This is a genomic window from Selenomonas sp. oral taxon 892 str. F0426, from assembly GCF_000468035.1.
Taxonomy (GTDB): Bacteria; Bacillota; Negativicutes; order Selenomonadales; family Selenomonadaceae; genus Centipeda.
Window position 1 is genome coordinate 343 of record NZ_KI260537.1, and the last position, 16279, is coordinate 16621.

General features: G+C 54.2%; 20 protein-coding genes. All 20 read right to left on the reverse strand.

Annotation, left to right across the window (positions count from 1 at the left end; genetic code table 11):
• Window positions 1-7 precede the first annotated feature (7 nt).
• The 20 genes from HMPREF1992_RS05010 to HMPREF1992_RS05105 all read right to left on the reverse strand — a co-directional run bounded on the left by HMPREF1992_RS05010 (window position 8) and on the right by HMPREF1992_RS05105 (window position 16192).
• Entirely contained in the window at window positions 8-244 is a 237-nt protein-coding gene (locus HMPREF1992_RS05010; RefSeq protein WP_021684784.1) for a DUF4314 domain-containing protein, read from the reverse strand.
• Entirely contained in the window at window positions 228-1055 is an 828-nt protein-coding gene (locus tag HMPREF1992_RS05015; protein ID WP_021684785.1) for a hypothetical protein, read from the reverse strand. Before HMPREF1992_RS05015 ends, HMPREF1992_RS05010 begins: the two co-directional genes overlap by 17 nt.
• A gap of 57 nt (window positions 1056-1112) precedes the next feature.
• Window positions 1113-2720: a DNA cytosine methyltransferase gene (locus HMPREF1992_RS05020; protein ID WP_021684786.1), complete on the reverse strand. Its 1608-nt coding sequence runs from the start codon at window positions 2718-2720 to the stop codon at window positions 1113-1115.
• Complete coding sequence (locus HMPREF1992_RS05025) at window positions 2717-2998, reverse strand: hypothetical protein (RefSeq protein WP_037358671.1); 282 nt, start codon at window positions 2996-2998, stop codon at window positions 2717-2719. Before HMPREF1992_RS05025 ends, HMPREF1992_RS05020 begins: the two co-directional genes overlap by 4 nt.
• A 2-nt stretch (window positions 2999-3000) precedes the next feature.
• Entirely contained in the window at window positions 3001-3540 is a 540-nt protein-coding gene (locus HMPREF1992_RS05030; RefSeq protein ID WP_021684788.1) for an N-acetylmuramoyl-L-alanine amidase, read from the reverse strand.
• Window positions 3540-4805, reverse strand: a complete 1266-nt coding sequence (locus tag HMPREF1992_RS05035) for a site-specific DNA-methyltransferase (RefSeq protein WP_037358674.1) — start codon at window positions 4803-4805, stop codon at window positions 3540-3542. The genes HMPREF1992_RS05030 and HMPREF1992_RS05035 overlap by 1 nt, the downstream gene beginning before the upstream one ends.
• A 12-nt stretch (window positions 4806-4817) precedes the next feature.
• Window positions 4818-5378: a P27 family phage terminase small subunit gene (locus HMPREF1992_RS05040; protein ID WP_021684790.1), complete on the reverse strand. Its 561-nt coding sequence runs from the start codon at window positions 5376-5378 to the stop codon at window positions 4818-4820.
• Window positions 5379-5489: 111 nt separating this feature from the next.
• The gene (locus tag HMPREF1992_RS11160; RefSeq protein WP_037358677.1) at window positions 5490-5846 is read right to left on the reverse strand and encodes an HNH endonuclease; all 357 of its coding nucleotides are present in this window, start codon (window positions 5844-5846) and stop codon (window positions 5490-5492) included.
• 158 nt (window positions 5847-6004) lie between these two features.
• Window positions 6005-6409 carry a DUF1492 domain-containing protein gene (locus HMPREF1992_RS05050; protein ID WP_037358680.1) on the reverse strand — a complete coding sequence of 135 codons (405 nt, stop codon included), beginning with the start codon at window positions 6407-6409 and terminating at the stop codon, window positions 6005-6007.
• A gap of 1 nt (window position 6410) precedes the next feature.
• Complete coding sequence (locus HMPREF1992_RS05055) at window positions 6411-6761, reverse strand: hypothetical protein (protein WP_021684793.1); 351 nt, start codon at window positions 6759-6761, stop codon at window positions 6411-6413.
• A 4-nt stretch (window positions 6762-6765) separates the two neighbouring features.
• Window positions 6766-7047: a VRR-NUC domain-containing protein gene (locus HMPREF1992_RS05060; RefSeq protein WP_021684794.1), complete on the reverse strand. Its 282-nt coding sequence runs from the start codon at window positions 7045-7047 to the stop codon at window positions 6766-6768.
• Between the two features lie 191 nt (window positions 7048-7238).
• Entirely contained in the window at window positions 7239-9731 is a 2493-nt protein-coding gene (locus HMPREF1992_RS05065; protein WP_021684795.1) for a phage/plasmid primase, P4 family, read from the reverse strand.
• A gap of 1 nt (window position 9732) precedes the next feature.
• Window positions 9733-10161, reverse strand: coding sequence for a DUF4406 domain-containing protein (locus tag HMPREF1992_RS05070; protein WP_037358685.1), 429 nt, complete (start codon window positions 10159-10161; stop codon window positions 9733-9735).
• A 2-nt stretch (window positions 10162-10163) separates the two neighbouring features.
• Window positions 10164-12068 carry a bifunctional 3'-5' exonuclease/DNA polymerase gene (locus HMPREF1992_RS05075; protein ID WP_231366958.1) on the reverse strand — a complete coding sequence of 635 codons (1905 nt, stop codon included), beginning with the start codon at window positions 12066-12068 and terminating at the stop codon, window positions 10164-10166.
• A 17-nt stretch (window positions 12069-12085) separates the two neighbouring features.
• Entirely contained in the window at window positions 12086-12493 is a 408-nt protein-coding gene (locus HMPREF1992_RS05080; protein ID WP_021684798.1) for a hypothetical protein, read from the reverse strand.
• 90 nt (window positions 12494-12583) lie between these two features.
• On the reverse strand, window positions 12584-13333 hold the full coding sequence (locus tag HMPREF1992_RS05085) for a hypothetical protein (protein ID WP_021684799.1): 750 nt from the start codon (window positions 13331-13333) through the stop codon (window positions 12584-12586).
• 16 nt (window positions 13334-13349) lie between these two features.
• Window positions 13350-13778 (reverse strand): hypothetical protein, encoded by a 429-nt coding sequence (locus tag HMPREF1992_RS05090; protein WP_021684800.1) that lies wholly within the window; start codon window positions 13776-13778, stop codon window positions 13350-13352.
• Between the two features lie 12 nt (window positions 13779-13790).
• On the reverse strand, window positions 13791-15257 hold the full coding sequence (locus tag HMPREF1992_RS05095) for a DEAD/DEAH box helicase (RefSeq protein ID WP_021684801.1): 1467 nt from the start codon (window positions 15255-15257) through the stop codon (window positions 13791-13793).
• The gene (locus tag HMPREF1992_RS11165) at window positions 15226-15444 is read right to left on the reverse strand and encodes a hypothetical protein (RefSeq protein WP_021684802.1); all 219 of its coding nucleotides are present in this window, start codon (window positions 15442-15444) and stop codon (window positions 15226-15228) included. Before HMPREF1992_RS11165 ends, HMPREF1992_RS05095 begins: the two co-directional genes overlap by 32 nt.
• Before the next feature lie 139 nt (window positions 15445-15583).
• Window positions 15584-16192 (reverse strand): hypothetical protein, encoded by a 609-nt coding sequence (locus HMPREF1992_RS05105; RefSeq protein ID WP_021684803.1) that lies wholly within the window; start codon window positions 16190-16192, stop codon window positions 15584-15586.
• Window positions 16193-16279 lie beyond the last annotated feature (87 nt).

A 16279-nucleotide genomic window follows, 5' to 3' on the forward strand; every position in this document is an offset into this window, starting at 1 on the left:
TTCTCGTTCATGACTGACCGCCTTTCTGCACGATGCGGAAGGAGTCCACGCCGGGGATCAGACTGAGCGAGGATCCTGTCTCCCACTGAACAAGAAGCTGTCCCGCATCATCAACGCCGATGACCTCGCCCATCGTTCCTGTCGGTGGGGCTTGGGGATCGTCCATGCAGAGGAGTTCCACCCGAGTCCCGCGCGGGTATCGCTCTCGAAGTGCGGCGATCTGCTCTCTACTCGGAAAATGCATGACGCTCATCTCCTTTCCGATGTCCGCTCTTAAACGCGCTGCTGCCCGTGAGGTTCTGCAGGAGAATCTTGCGCGACTCTTTGTAGGCATTGCCGATCATGCCAAGACGCAGGAGGAAGCAGCGGAAAGCGTATTTCTCGTTGTCCACAATCTTCTCCTTTGCCGTGACGCGCTTCTGCGTCCGCGCCATCAGGCAGAGCTTGCTGATGAATTCGGCGTATGCCTTTGCCGTCTCGTCGGTGATCGTGCCGTGCAGCCATGCGAAGGTGATGCGATCATCGGTCAGTGTGTAGGTCGCCTCGCGGATGTCGAAGGCGTGTCGGATGAGCCGCCCCTTGCTCAGAAGGAGTGCGTCCAGATTCTGCAGTGCCGTCTCCGTGAAAAGGCTGCGTGGGAGACTGATGGAAAGGCTGTCCACGTCGGCTTCTGCTGTTTCCGTAAAGGTTGGCGTATCCATTGCTGTCTCCATCGGGGTGGAATCATTCTGCGCCGTGTCCTCGCAGGGAGTCTCGCTCGTCGCCGCTTCCGTCCGGCTCGGCGCGTCTGCCACCGTGTCCGCGCAGGAAACCTTGTCCTCCCCGTCCTCGGACGTGAACCCCGCTTCGCGCAGTGCCGTGCGCACACGCGCAACGGTCGCTTCGTCGGTGACATCGTCGAAGCAAAGGCTACCGTCCTTCGTGATCTCGAATGCTCCGATCTTGTAGGAAAATGTCGGTGCGCCGCAGTAGGCAGGCTTCGTATTGAGCACCTTACTGATGATCCCGACCATCGCCTTGCGCTCTTCCTTTTGGATGTTGTAATTGACCTTCATGGTGGTTTCCTCCTTTATGAACTTTGGTCATTACATTCATCACTCACGTGGGAAGAATTAGCAAGCGGATTCTGTTGTATACACCGAATGCCCGAAATGTGCAATGCCTGTAAGGACATAAAACACACAGGGAAGTGCGACACCGTTGCCCCACATCTTGTACTCCGCTGCATCCGAGTGCGGATTCCTCAGCCATCTCCGAATCTGCGTATCTGTCTTGGGTTTCTTCCCATCCATGATTTTTCGATGCGTCTCAAAGACCGTGCGCCAGAACGCCATCTCTTCCTCCGTGGGATTGTCGGTTTCCAGCCCAGCGCACCATCCGTCGGGAAACCCCTGCAAGCGTCCGCACTCGGTCGCTGTCAGCCGACGTACGGCATAGACGGGTTGATTGACGACCATCGGGTCTTTATAATCCCGTGCCATGAGCGTCGGGCATTTCTCCTTTGCAAAATGAGAGTGGCAGCCTGTGGTCATGGCATATACCGCATGACGGTCAGCGGTATTGAGCGTAAAGCACACATTCTCTGCGATGCCGCTTCCCTGCGGACCGTTCTTCTCCTGCCGTCCGATCATCGAACCTTGGATGGAGACAACGGCAACACCACCCTGACAGCACGCAGGATTCCCTCCACTCCGGTCAATCGTCCGCGCCCTCTCGGTTTCATATATCCCGGAGTGCGGATTGTCGGATTTCATGGCATTGGACTGGAACGAGGAGATGCCGTATGCCTGTACGTCCTTCAATACAAGCGGCTGATTATTCCCGCCCGTGCCATAATGACGAGAGACCGTCGGCGCAACAGGAAGGGGACCGCTATACCGTGCGTCTGCTCCATGTGACTCGAATACGGCGGGTACTTTTCCCGCACGAAGCGTCGGCGATTTCTCCTCCGCATAGCCGATGCTGCGGCTCTGTGCAGAATGCTCGGTACAAAAACCCGCACTTACCCTCTCGCCTGACGCATGAGTGCCATCCGCAGACTCTCGGGCAGTGCCTTGCCACGCAGCGAAGCACGGCGCAAGATCCCGACGCACGCTTTCGGTGTCAAATAGTATCTCTCCGGCACTTGATCCTCCAAAATCTGCGACAAGGTAGATTCTGCGCCGACGCTGTGGAACTACCCAGCCCTGTGCGTCCATGAGCCGGTAAGCAACGCTCCATCCGTCTCCCAGAAGAATGTCTGCATATGCCCACCCGCCTTTTTCAGGCAAAGGCACCTCGGGTGCTTTCGGCTCTTTGAGGCGGACAATCTCCGTAAGGACGGATTGGAAGTCCCGCCCCCCGGAACTCGAGAATGCTCCCGCGACGTTTTCCCACACGATGAATCTCGGATATTTCCCATCCGTCCCCCTCCTCATTTCCCGAACGATACGGATTGCCTCGAAGAACAGTACGGATTCCGCACCGTAAAGCCCGTCCCTGCGTCCCGCTATGCTGAGATTCGTGCAAGGCGAGCCGAACGTGATAATGTCCACAGGCTCGATCTCATCCCCGCGAATCTGGTGAATGTCCCCCAGATGTTTGACGGAGGGAAGCCGCTTCGTGGTGACGCGAATCGGGAACGGCTCAACTTCCGACGCCCATTTCGGCGTAATCCCCGCGAGAACCGCCCCAAGTGTAAAGCCCCCACTCCCGTCAAAGAGACTACCGAGCGTCATCATTTGAGTGCATGGGGAGCAGTCATACGTTCAAGCATCTTGCCCGTCATCCAGATCGCTCCCTCGATGACGAACGGCAGGAAGATGCGGTCACGGAATCTGCACCATCCTGTCTCCTTCTCCGCGCTCTCCTTCAGTGCCGCCGTGTACGCCGCCGATACTTCACGGGCGGCGGGAAGCCCCTTTTCATGCAGCCAGAGAACAGTTGCTTCCTTTGCCTCCGTCCGCACGAAATCTCCCACATGGTTCTTCAGTTCGTTTTGAATGTGTTCCAGTTTCATCTTCAACACGCTCCTTCATAGTCCGTTACCCCACGCGCAATGGCGCGGGCAAATTCATCCTGCTGCGTCCCAAGAAGCTCTGCATCGCCCGCATGATCGATAAACGCAAGCTCCACAAGCACAGCGACGGCATCAGTGTTGCTCAGAACATACAGACCGTTAACACCGGGCTTCGCTCCCTTTGTGCCGCGATCCGTAGTTCCGAGTGATGTGACAATCTGGTTCTGAATGCAGCTTGCCAGTGTCTTTCCTGCCCCGCTTCCGTAGAAGTGCCACGTCTCAGTCCCCTGCGCCACTCCATTACAAGCATTACAGTGGATGGAGATGAATACGTCCGCACCGCTGCAGTTGGAAGCCGAGACCACTTCGTGTAGGCTGTCGGATTGCAAATTTCCGACCACCTCAACACCTGCGGCAGCGAGATAACCCGCCACAAGGTCAGCGACGTTCTTTGCCACATCGCATTCCCGCAGTCCAAAGCCACACGCGCCGGGGTCGGGATTACCGTCCGGCGCATGACCCGGATTCAAAAACACACGCATCACGATTCCTCCTTTGGTTTCGGCACATCCGCATACGAAATGCGCTCACCGTCACGTTCCAAAAACACATCTTCGGCATTCCCGTCTTTGCTCTGAATGTACCGTTCGACAGCGACATCCACGAACTTCGGCTCAAGTTCTACACCGTAGCAGATACGCCCCAACTGGTCACAGGCGATGAGTGTCGAAGCCGATCCAAGGAATCCGTCAAGAACGATACCGTTCGTCTGCGTACACTGCTTGATGAGATACGCCAGAAGCGGCACGGGCTTCGAGGACGGATGTCCGCAGCCGTCCTTCTTCGAGTCCTTGATACGGTCAAATGCAAAGACGGTGGTCTGCTTCTGGTCGCCGTACCATCTGTGCCGTCCATCCTTCCTCCATCCCCAGATGATCGGCTCGTGAATGTACTTCCAATCCGTCCGTGTGAGCACGAGGCGGTCTTTCTTCCAAACCAAGCCCGCGCCAACTTTAAAACCCGCATCCTCATAAGCGTCATGAAAGATGCGGGCTTTTGCTGTTGCGTAAAATACATAGATGGAAGCGTCCGTCGCCATTGCCGAGTAGAAGGCGGTAAAGGCAGATTTGAGGAAGTCGTAGGCGTCCTTGTCATTCAGATCGTCGTTCTTTATTTTCCCCGATGTGCTTTCAAGCTGGATCATGTATGGGGGATCCGTGCATACGAGGTTGACCTTCTCACTGCCGAGCAGCCGCTCGTATGTCTCCGGCAGTGTGGAATCTCCGCAGATGATACGGTGCTTGCCGAGATGCCAGACATCACCAGAACGAGAGACGCAAGGTCTCTGAAGCTCTGCTTCCACATCAAAGTCATCTTCCTGCGCTTCACCATCATCCAGTGAGAGCAGATCGGCAATCTCGGATTCGTCAAAGCCCGTGAGCGAGATGTCAAAGTCCATCCCCTGCAAGGCTTCCATCTCAACGCGCAGCATTTCCTCGTCCCAGCCCGCATCGAGTGCGAAACGGTTATCCGCGAGGATGTATGCCTTCTTCTGCGCCTCGGTCAGATGGTCGACGAATACGCACGGCACATTCTCCATGCCCTCCGCCCGTGCAGCCATAACGCGCCCGTGTCCTGCGAGAATGCCATAGTCCTTGTCGATAATGACGGGACTGACGAATCCGAACTCCCGCAGACTGCCGCGCAGCTTGTTGATCTGCTCGGGCGAATGCGTCCGTGCGTTGTTGGCATATGGCACGAGTTTACTGATCGGAACGAGTTTCATCTCCGATGTTGTTTTGTTCACCCAAATTCCTCCCTACTTCCTCGAACGCAGCAGCCGTTCCATCCGATCCTCCTGCGGCGATCCACTGAACGTGGTGGTGCAGTTCTGCTTTACGATGTCGAATATCTCATACCAGAGCAAATTGGACTGTTTCTGGAATGCCTGCCCCATCTGGACAAAGGGGCTTGCTATTGCCCCTCCGGTGGTCGGATGCTTGCCGATGAGCCCGTATTGACTCATTGCCTCCTCGCACTGGATGAAGCGGGCAAATGCCTGCGCGTAGCTTTCAATGAGCCGTGGATTCACGAGACGCTCACAGCCACGCTCCTTGAGCCAAAGCCACGTCTCGCGGAAAATCTCGTCTGCACCGAGCGGCTTTCCATTCCGCTGTCGCGCAGACAGGAACTCGCTCGGCGTTGGCATCTCCTCACCATAGAGCTCGGCGGCGTCCACAAGGTCTGTGCCGTCCAGTTCCGTCATGGGGAACTCCATGATGTGCGCCGTGCGCCCACCCGCGATTTTATCTGCCAGTGGCTCGGGTTTGTCTCCCGCCCGGATGCGCCGTCCTCCGCGATTTGTTCCGTCACGCGCCATCTTCCCGCCCCCTTCCCTTAATACCCCGTTTGAACCGATGTTTTTGTGCGTACGCCCCCTCCCCGGTCCAGTAGCGGCGCGGTTTTAGAGACTTGACCGCCCCCTGGGGGTCTATTGGTCGCCTCTGCCGCGCTGATGAATCCGCTCATGACAAGATACGCAGAGCGACATCAGATTCTCCGTATCATGCGTACCGCCGTCGGCGAGAGGTCGAATATGATGCACAAGCGTCGCAAGGACGTATCTGCCCCGCTCCTTGCAACACTCACACAGCGGATGCCCCGCCAAGTATCTGTCACGAATCCTGCGCCATACGCTGCCATACCTCTCGTGCTGATCGTAGCCACGGGAAAAATGCTCGTAATGCCGCTGCGTGACTTTCTCGTGCATCTCGCAGTAGCAGCTTTTTCTGTCTGTGAGGTTCGGACAGCCTGTCATACGGCAGGGGCGCTTCGGCTTTCTCGGCATCGCTTCACCTCCATCTCGGCATGAAAAAACCTCCGCAGGGATTGCTCCCATTGGAGGCTGTCGCTTACACTTTTCTATGATATAGATTACCATGTCAAGCGTGTGACACGCAATGTGACAAGTAGTGCCAACAGATACCATTCGAGTGACACGGTGTGTCAATTTTCGAGATTTTTTATGATTTTTTTGTGAAGACGATGGACGGAGCGCAGACTGCAATCCATCTCCTCGGCGATTTGCGCCCATGATTTTCCCATTACGTAACGACTACGCAGAAGGCACTGCCATTGTGGATTGCGGACTCTGCCGATAAAACCGCTGATTTCCATCTTCACGCTTACCAATCGGTCGATGTCTGCATCCAGTTCCGTTTCCTTCTCCACGATGCGCTCTACCCACTTGGTATAGGTGGCCTCCTCCGGTGCGCTGCGGCTGACGTGCTCCTCCAAGCAGCCGGCGCTGATGCTCTCGGCAAGTCTGCGGAATTGATTCACTTCCTCCATCTTGGAGTGAATCAGCTGATCCAGTTGTAACGCCCGCCCCAAATATTCTTTTACAGCCATCTCAATCATCCTCCAAATCTTTCTTGATCTGCTCAAAAAGCCGATGTCCGTCAATCGATGTCAGTTGCGTAAACCACTTGGAGTGGAAGAACCGCTCCGTCTCTGCAACCATCTGCTCGCTCTCCCGAATGGAATCCAACAGACGCTCTTCCCTACTCTTTTTCTCTTTCCCGACGGGGAGACGCCCTTTCTTATGCTCCTCGCGCAGTTTTTTCTTTTTAGCAAGCCGCGCCGCAACACGATCCTCCAGTTCCTTTGTGCGAGGGTTCTTTTTGAGGAACTTTGCGGCTTTCCGATAGTCGTCGGCGGCCTGCGTTATGATAGCGTTTGCCAGAACTTCGTATGCATCCACAGGATCATCTCCCCTCTTCCAACACAGCCTTGACATCAGCCACAGAACGAACCACTGCGGCTATACCGCCGACCGCATTGATCTTTCGTATGGTCACTTCTTGCAGTGCCGTAGGCTTGCCGCGCTCGGTCTTGACCTCAAATCCGTAAAATTTACCGCCAATACAGGCGATAATGTCCGGGATTCCCGCCGTTCCGTACAGCCCTCCATGAGCCTTCCAGCAGAAGCAGTCCGGGCGGGATTTCAAGTACGTCAGAATGGATTTCACGATTGACGATTCTTTCATGTGTTCCACCACTTTCCTTTATTTTCAAGGGTTGGAACGCATAGAACACGAGAAAAGCGATTACTATATACATTTTCTATAAAAAATAAATGGGTGGTATTTTTTATAATATATATAGAAATAGGGCTTTTCGTGTTCCACGTGTTCCGAACCGTTCCTTTTCCGTTCATAAAAATCCTTCCGAAACCTTGTCACGCAAGGATTTCCCCGAGTTTGATGCCGACGAGAACACGTCGCTTGGCAATACGGTCAATCTTCCGCTCCAAATGGGGAAAGGCGGTCATGATCTGCTGCACAAAAGTTTTCTGCGAGTAAGGTTTAAGACCGCACTCCTCGCAGTAGCCTTTGTAAGCACTCCACAGCTCCGTAGATCCAACGCAGCCATCTCCTTCCGACAGGACGATACAGTGCTCCTTGACGAAGGACAGCACCGAGTCGGATTCTTCCCGGTATTGCTGAAGCTCCGTCCGGTTCTTTTCCGTCTCGGAGAACACATAGTGATTTCCCATAAGCCGCCGCAGACCTTGGAGGGCAAAACGAAAAATCCCGTCCGCCTCGGCGCGAAACTTCTCCAAAAGCTCCGGGTCGCGCTTTTCCTTTGGCACAGAATGATTGAACCGCACGATGATAAGCCGGCGATAAAATCCCTCGGACTTGTCCCCATAGTTCTTGGGTATGCTGTTGCAGGAAAACAGCAGCCGCGCCGTAGATTGGAAGGAAAACGGATTCTTGTTTTTCTTTTCCACGGTCAGATAGTCCTCGCCCACCAGTGCCTTGAAAATGCCGTTGTCGTCGATGTTCTTCGTGGGTAGATCGGCGAAAATGTTTGCCAATTTCCCAAACAGCTCCGCCGTTTTGAACCGCTCGTTCAGCGCCTGCCACGACACATTGGACACATTCTGCTTGCCGAGGAGGACGTCATTCAGGACACGCAGGAGGACGGACTTTCCGGCACTCGCAACACCCACGATGACAAAACATTTCTGGGCAGAATTCACCGGAATGAGAAAGTAGCCCAACATCTCCTGCAAGAGTGCCACCTGCGCCATATCGCCGCCCATCGATGCGGCAAGAAACTGCTTGAAGCGGGGACAGTCCGCACCCTTGTCATAGGCGACATTCAGCTGCACCGTGGAGCAATAATCCGGGGTATGCACAGAGAGGGTATCCTCCAACACGTTATAGAGACCGTTTTTCACGTTGATGATAAAGGGATTTGCATTGAGTTCCCGCACATCCCGCTGCACAAGCAGCCGCCACTGTTTTTCGGCGTCAACGATATGACGCATCCGCGACTCACGGAGCAGGAGCTTTTCCTGCACCATCCGCTGGGCTTCCATCTCGGGCATTTCATGATAGACGCCCGCCCGATAGCAGAAATGTTGCTCCGCTGCATAGAACACTTGCTGCGCTCCCGCCATTTCCTTTGCCAGGACGCCCGGCAGGAAACGCAGCCCGCTCTTGGTCGGCTCGTACCAGTCCGGCACGGTGCTTCCCGCTTGGGCGCGTTTTGCTTCCTTGCCGGATTGATATTGACGGCTGACTTCTTTGTACGCCACATTCAGCGATTTCAAGAAGTTCGCACGGAGTTTGAAGTGCTCGCGAATTTCGGCGTTGATCATCACATCGGCGACGACGACGTCCTGATTGTAGAGATAGTCCGTCACAAAGTCCTTTGCCGCCTGCAAATCCTTCAGCGTTTCCCCAGTTACGGGAATTTCTGCCAAAACGGCCATCAAAGCGTCCGTATTCAGGGGCTGAAAACATAGTGCTGCCGGAGACTTCACCGAACACACTCCTGCGAGAAATTTGGGACACTTGAATCCCTTCTCGGAGATAACCTTGCAGGTGATCGGCTTTGTACCGCTCTCCAAGAAGTGATTGATTTTCTTCTGCGTACCGTTCTCGCTGTACCCCGGGTACGGCGCGGAAAGGGCATGAATCCGTGTCGTTCCGCCGTCAAAGGGCGCAAGGTTCGTAATCATGGCATACCAGTCATGCTCGGAAAGGTTCGCCGCATCATCCCGGCAGTGCTTCAAAAAATCGCAGGAGCGCATGACAATGTCCAGTCCCCGGTCATTGCCGGACTTCTTCTCTACCGTCTGCTCATCCATCTCCGGCAATGCATCGGACAACTGATCCTGTGTGTATTTCCGTTCCGGGTGAAAGCTGATACATTCCACGCTGACCGGCTCTTTCTTGCAGTGATGGAAACCCGGAAGGCGCATAACGCGGGATTCGTTGACACAGACCGGATCGCCGTCAAACTGCTTCACCAGCTGTTGCTGGATCGTGCGAAAACGCTCCACCCGTGCCGAACCGTCCATAAAGTAGTAGACGTGCAGGGATTTTCTGGTCTTTATCACCATCGACGGCGGCAAAGGGAATGCGTCAATCTTTGCTTGCTGCTCCTCGAAAGTGCCGTCGTCCATCTCGAAAAACTGGGCGTTGATGCGGGTGATTGCCCCATCGTCGTGACCGCCGTAGTTCACCACGAAGAAAACGCCGCGATTCTGCGCGTTGTGCTTTTTGAGCGTTTCCTCGATGCCCATGTATTTCCCGCACTCACATTCCAGTTTTGCTCCGTGGAACACGCCGTCCTTCCTGTCCTCAAAGACACGGAAGCAAACGGTTTCAGTGGGATTGAACAGGCAGCCGAGGACATCCATCGCCGTGACGTTCATATCAGATTTCCTCCAAGTCCAACTGCCGTACAGGAATCCCCAGTTGCGTGGCTTCCTCGATTTCCCTCTTCATGCCGGAGGAAATTTCGCCGTTTTCCGTAAAGATCCATACCTCGTCACATAGCGCAAGAAGGGCAAGCCCGAACATCAAGCCCATTTCCCGCTCATGCGGAGAGCTGTCATTCAAAATCTGCGGATAGAGAAGATGGCTCGCCACGGGCATATTCCCCCGGTCTATGACATAGCGGCAGAACCGGACGGCATTCTCTTTGTTGGTCGCGACGTCTCCGGCGTACTTTGACACCACGTAAATCTTCCTGCGATTCTTGGCGGCAAAGCGCCGCCGCTGTCTCTGTTTATACTCCTTCAGCACTCGGCTCATCGCCGTCCCTGCCGTAGGGTCTGGATAGCCCTCAATGTTTTTGAACATAATCACTCCTCCAGTTCCTCCATAGCGCCAAAGTTTTCTCCGGCGGAGGCTTCGGCGATAAGAGGCAAGTCAAATTCCGGGAAAGGCTGTTCTTCCATGCACGCACGGATAAACGCTACCGCCTCATCGAGCCGTCCGGCAGGGATAATGAAGGTCAATTCGTCATGAATCTGCAGGATCGGCTTCAGCCAGGTTCTGTCCGGCAATCCCTTTAAGATGCGGACAATCGCCAGCTTCAAAATATCGGCCGCCGTCCCTTGGATGGGAGTGTTCAGGGCGCAGCGCTCTGCAAAGGACTTCTTTCCCCATTCCTTGCTGCGGATATCTGGAAGGTAACGTCTGCGTCCGAGCCATGTCTCCGAATACAGCCTGCGCGCGGCCTGCGCTTTTGTCTCTTCCTGCCATGTGGAAAGTCCGCGATACCCGGCTTTGAGGTTGGCAATGACGGACTCGCATTCCGGGAGCGTCTTTTCCACCCCCGCTTTGAACTTGAGGGTATTCTGCAGCCCGCGGGGGAACAGTCCGTAAAACGTGCCGAAGTTGACATTTTTGGCGATGGTGCGCCGCTCCTTGTAGTCGGCTCGATGCTTGTCTTGGGCTTCCTCATCGGTCACGCCGAAAATGACGCAGGTCGTGGCGGCGTGAATATCGCCGCCCGTGCGGTAGGTCTCCATCATGCGCTCATCCCGGCAGTAGAACGCGCCGACACGCAGTTCGATCTGTGAAAAATCCAAGGATAAAATCAGGTGACCGCTCGGTGCTTTGATAAAGTTCCGAACGCCGATGGGATCATTGGACTTTCTCGGCATATTCTGGCAGTTCGGCTTTCGGCAGTTCATTCTGCCCGTATCCGTGGAAAGAGCGAAAATGTCGGGATGCAGCCTTTTGGTCACGGGGTTGAGGAATTTCAAGTAACCGTCGATGTAGGTGGACTGTATCTTTCCCCACCTCCGATATTCCTGCACCAGCTTGAAGAGCGGCACGAGTTCCGGCTTATGTTCCTCGCACCATTCACCGAGGAGAACCATCGCCATATCGTCCAGAGCGGCTTGGGATTTGTTGGTAACCTTGAGGACGGGCAGTCCTTGACTCTCGAAGAGATATTTCTTGAAATCGGCGGTTGAGCAGTTGGCTCCGATGTTCACATCCCCAATGAGAAACGTGATTTCCTGCCGAATCCGCTCCATCTCCATTTCCGACTCGGCTTTTCGCTTCTGCATCAGAGATTGGTCAATGGGTACGCCGTTGTTCTTCATCACTCCCAAGTAAATAGCCGTGGGAGATTCCATGTGTTCCACAATCCACCGATGACGGGGAAGATAACGGTCAAACCAGCCGTTGAACGTATGATAGAGACGCAGAGAAAAATCCGCGTCGGCTGCACCATAGCGGACAGTTTCTTTGTCCTGTGCGGGAAGTTCGTCAAAGTGCCTGCCGCCCGTCGTCTCGGCGAAGGTTGGCAAAGACTCGCCCAAGAGCTCTCCCGCTAAATGTTTCAGCCCGCTTTCATTCAGTTTGCGGAACTCATATGCAGATCTCAAGGTCATCTGTGCCGCCGCTATTGTGTCATAGACGGGCGGCTGTATCACGATGCCCTTCGCGTATGCCATCGAGGATTCAAAGGCGATGTTGTGGGCGACCTTGGTGATGTGTGGATTGGCAAGGAAATCGGCAAGAAACAAGAAAAACGCGGTTCGGTCAATATTTGCACCGATTTTGTGCGCGACAGGAACATAAATGCCCGTTCTCTCCGAAGCGGAGAAAGCGCAGCCGACAATATGCGCCCTTGCAGGATCAAGCGCGGCTTTCTCCTCAGCCCGATGGGGTTCGTCCGGTGCAGTTTCAAAGTCAAAAGCGATAATCTCCGCATCCCCCAAGTAATCACGAATGCCCTGAACCGTAGTCACGCATTGGTAGTTTGCTTTCATAACGTACCCCCCACCAATTTGCAAGGGTGCGATGATGCCGTATTGACCGGCTCAATAACGGAAACACGCCTTGCCATATCGTCAATGAAGTTCATCATCCCCAACGGGTGAAGACAAATATCCGTCGTCTTTCCTTTGTAAACCTCTCCCAACCGCTTGTTGGCTTGCTCCGGATTCACCAACATTTGACAGCGGAGCTTGTGCCTGGGTACCGCCTTGATGGCGGCGACGACGGCGTTCAGCGTTTCCTGCATAACCTTTTCCTCCGATGTTTCCGGTTTTTTCATCAGGGAAAAAGGGAACCGGTCGGAATTGCATATCGCATGATACAAATCACCCTCGCTGATATAATGACAGCCGTCCTGTGGTATGCCCCATTGATATTCAAATATCTGCTTTTTCACTTTGACATTCCTCCAATGTCACACGGTGGATTTTCCACTGCACCAAGAGAGAAAGTCTCCCTCGGTGCGCGGAATCCCCTGTGTATCTTCTTATCTCAGCGGTTCGATGATTTCCCCGGTATCGGGATCAACATGAGGAGGAATGGTATCCTCGGCATCGTAGCCCACATTCATGCTCACGGCCTTTACCTGCTCGGTCATGGCGGCAATCAATGTCCGTTCTTCAAACGTCAGCGCCCTTACTACGGAGAACTGTGCCTGCGAGTAGATAACGCCCGTGCCGGAAGTGGCCTTCTTCAACGTAAAGCGCGTCACTACCGCATTGCTGGATTTATACTTTGGCAGGATGCGCATGAGATAGCGCGTAAAGCCTTTCAGTGAGCCGGTTGGCAGGGACAGAATCACAGGGAACACATCCCCCTCGCGCAGGAGGTACAGTCGGCGGCGGTTCTTGCAAGCCTTCGCCCCGTTCTCTCCGGAGCCGAATTCGTTATAGGGGCAGTTTCGGCAAAGCCCGCCGGGATTGCCACGTCCCGTTACCCCGTCAAAGCTGCCGCAGTCCGGCGGATGAGAGCCGCCTGCGTACTTCGTGGCGTAGTAGGCGTTCAACGTATGTTGATAAAGAATGACGGCGTTGACTTCCTTCAGCGTGTCCATATCATCCGGATCGTCCCCCGGAATCTCGAAAACCGTGCCGCCGCCAATGGGAATCTTGATACGCTCAAAGGAGACAGACAGCCCGCTCAATTCCTCCGCCATCACATCGGAGAGGTTGAAATCCTGCAATGCGAGGAAGCCATCGATGCTGTTTACTGCTGCGAGTGCATTGTTCTTAGCCATATAGATCCGTCCTTTCTCACTTGCGCGCCGCTTTGCGGACGCTCACCTTGGTCTGCTCATATACATTGACAAGACCGTTTAACCACCGGGGGAGTTCCTCATTGTTCTCCGAAATCTGCTCGCTTACAAAAGCGGACAGACTGTTGGCGTTAACCGTCTCGTAAACCAGATCGCCGTAACCTTTGCGCTTTAATGCCTGATACAGCTTGGTCTTGGATTCCGCCACCGCCGATGCACGGGTTTTGTTGGTGAGGAAAAACATCGTGCCGCCGCGGGTGAAATTCTGGGTTTCGGTATCCGCCATCATTTGGACAAGCTGTTGTTCCACCTCGCAGAGTGCGGCGTTGATCTCCTTCGTTTTCTCTTCAGATGCACTCTTGGCATCACGAAGTTCCTTAAGCCGCTCCGCCAAGGCAAACATCTCATTGGAAATCTGTTCTTCCATCTTGACTTCCTCCTATTCTTCAAAAGGGTTGTTCCCCTTGCGCCAGTCATCAATCAGAGTCCTCGCAAGGTTCGCTTTGTTTTTGAGCGCCTGCATGACCTTTCCGTCCACCGTCCCCTTGGCGATGAGGTGGATGTATGTGCAGGGAAATTTCTGTCCTGCCCGGTGTATGCGGGCGCGGCATTGTTCATAGTTGCTCATGGAATAGTCGAGCGAGTAAAAAACCATCGTGCTTGCCGCCGTCAAGGTAAGCCCCATCCCCGCCGTGGCAATTTGCCCGATGAACACTTGCACCGCCGGGTCATTTTGAAACTGCCGCACCTGTCCGTCTCGATCCTTCACACCGCCCATAATGAGCGAGAAGTGAATGCCCTTTCGGTCGAGCATTTTTCGGATGGCATCTATTTCCGGAACAAACCGTGCAATGACTACGATTTTTTGATTCTCCTGCACCGAAGCGTCGACGATGTCTTCCAACATCGCCAGTTTTGCCGTACTGACCGCTTCCACCGCTTCCGTGGCATCGTTTCCGAGAAAACCGCCCGTAAGCTGCGATAAGCGTAAAAGCCGGGTCAACACGTTCGGTGCGGTCACTTCCTCCCCGCTCACGAGTTCGGCGTAACTTTGCTCCACGAGATTTTGGTAAATCTTCATAGCGGTAGGCTCCAATGTCACCTTACGGACGATGTCCGTAGTTTCGGGCAGGTCGAGACACTCAGCTTTCGTCGCTCGAAACGCGATGCTGTGCATCCGACGGGTAAATGCTTCCTCCATGGATTCTTTCATAACGGGGGTATGTTGCCCGTAGCCCGTCATGAAGAAATATTTGGAGCGAAATGCGTAAAAACTTGACCCGAAAACACCGGGGTTGAGGAACTTGTACTGCGAGAAAATGTCGATCGCCCTGTTTGTTACGGGCGTGCCTGTGAGCAGCATCCGATACTTTGCCACTGCTCCCATCTTGTGCATGGCCTTGGATACCGATGTGTTGTGTGTCTTGATCTTGTGGCCTTCATCACAGATCACCATATCCGGCTTCCATGCGGCCAGATCCTTTTCGAGACGCCACGCCGACTCATAATTGATAACCAGAACTTTCAGTCCTTCTCCGCAGAAGCTGCGGAGTGTTTTCCTTTTTTTGTCGCTGCTCCCCTCAAGGACAGAGAGCGTATAGGGGAATGCAGCAAATTTCTCGAACTCCTCCGCCCAGACTCCTGTGATGGATAAGGGCGATACGATAAGGAGTCGGCGCACCTGATTGAGTCGGTACATTGTTCCTGACACAGCGATGGCCGTGAGACTCTTCCCTGTCCCCATCTCCATCAGGAGCGCCGCCCCCCGACTGTGTACCTCAGATGCCGCGACATCAAACAAGCCCAAGGTAAACCGATACGCACGCTGCTGATGCAGAAAGGGTTGTACGGAGACAGGCATCGGCGGCAAAGCGTCAGCAGTTTTTGGCACAGCATCCACCTCCATGATCAACTTCCTTAATCTCGATCCCCCGCACAGTTTCCCCCGGCGTCAGTACGATGATGTCGCAAAAATCACCGAAGAAAAAAGAAAGCAGCTTCTTTGGCAGACTCATGTGGCGGCTCTGCAGGACTTCCTGTTTGCAACCGTGCGGAGCCGAGACGTTCACGCAAACCTTGTGGTTCAGAATCATTGGATTCTCCTCCCGTTCTAAAATTTTCACATGGGTGGAAGATCAAAATCCTCCTACTATCTACCGAAAAACTTAACCCCCCCCAAGAATGCGTGCAGCCGGGGAAGGACTCCCCGGCGATATTGACGCGCATCACGGCTTACTTTTTGTTGTGCTGACTGCGTTTTATCCGACTCACGCCGAGGACTTTTGCGACTTTGTCGATAATCTTGTTCTTGCGCTTCGTCATAGCCGCCTGAGACACCAGTTTTTCCGTCCGTTCCGCTTCCTCTTGACGGATTTCCTCCAGCTGCTTCCTCATTCCGAAATGCTCGTAGTAAAGATCCCGCTGGGCATCCGTGCAGTTTTCCTCGATCACCTTGCGTACTAGAGCGGCTTCGGGATTTTCCGTCTCCGGCTCGGAAAACAGGACATTTTCCGGGCTTCCACCCTTGTCGGCAAGCGTGTCCCATGGATCGACCGTATCCTCATTGTCGGGATCGGCCTTGTAGCTGCTCTCCTTGGCATCAAACACGGGATCACGCAGTTCACCCACGTAGCGATCCTGCAGATCCATACCGTGGTCGGACTCATCGAGCATGATGGTCAGTTCAAGCGACAGATCTTTGCCTACTTCGAGTCTCTGCGTGACCTCGCACTTTGCATTGTCATCCCAGCGTTTGTAGCAGTAATACTTGCCGTCCACCGTCAGATAACAGGTACGTTTTGGATTCCACATACTGTGGGGCTTGGATTCATTGTGTACCATTTCTGTGCTCCCTTCTTCGCTCGTAGCAAAGCGGCGGACACACAGAAAAGCCGGTGCGTCTGATGACACACCGGCCTAATATGTCTT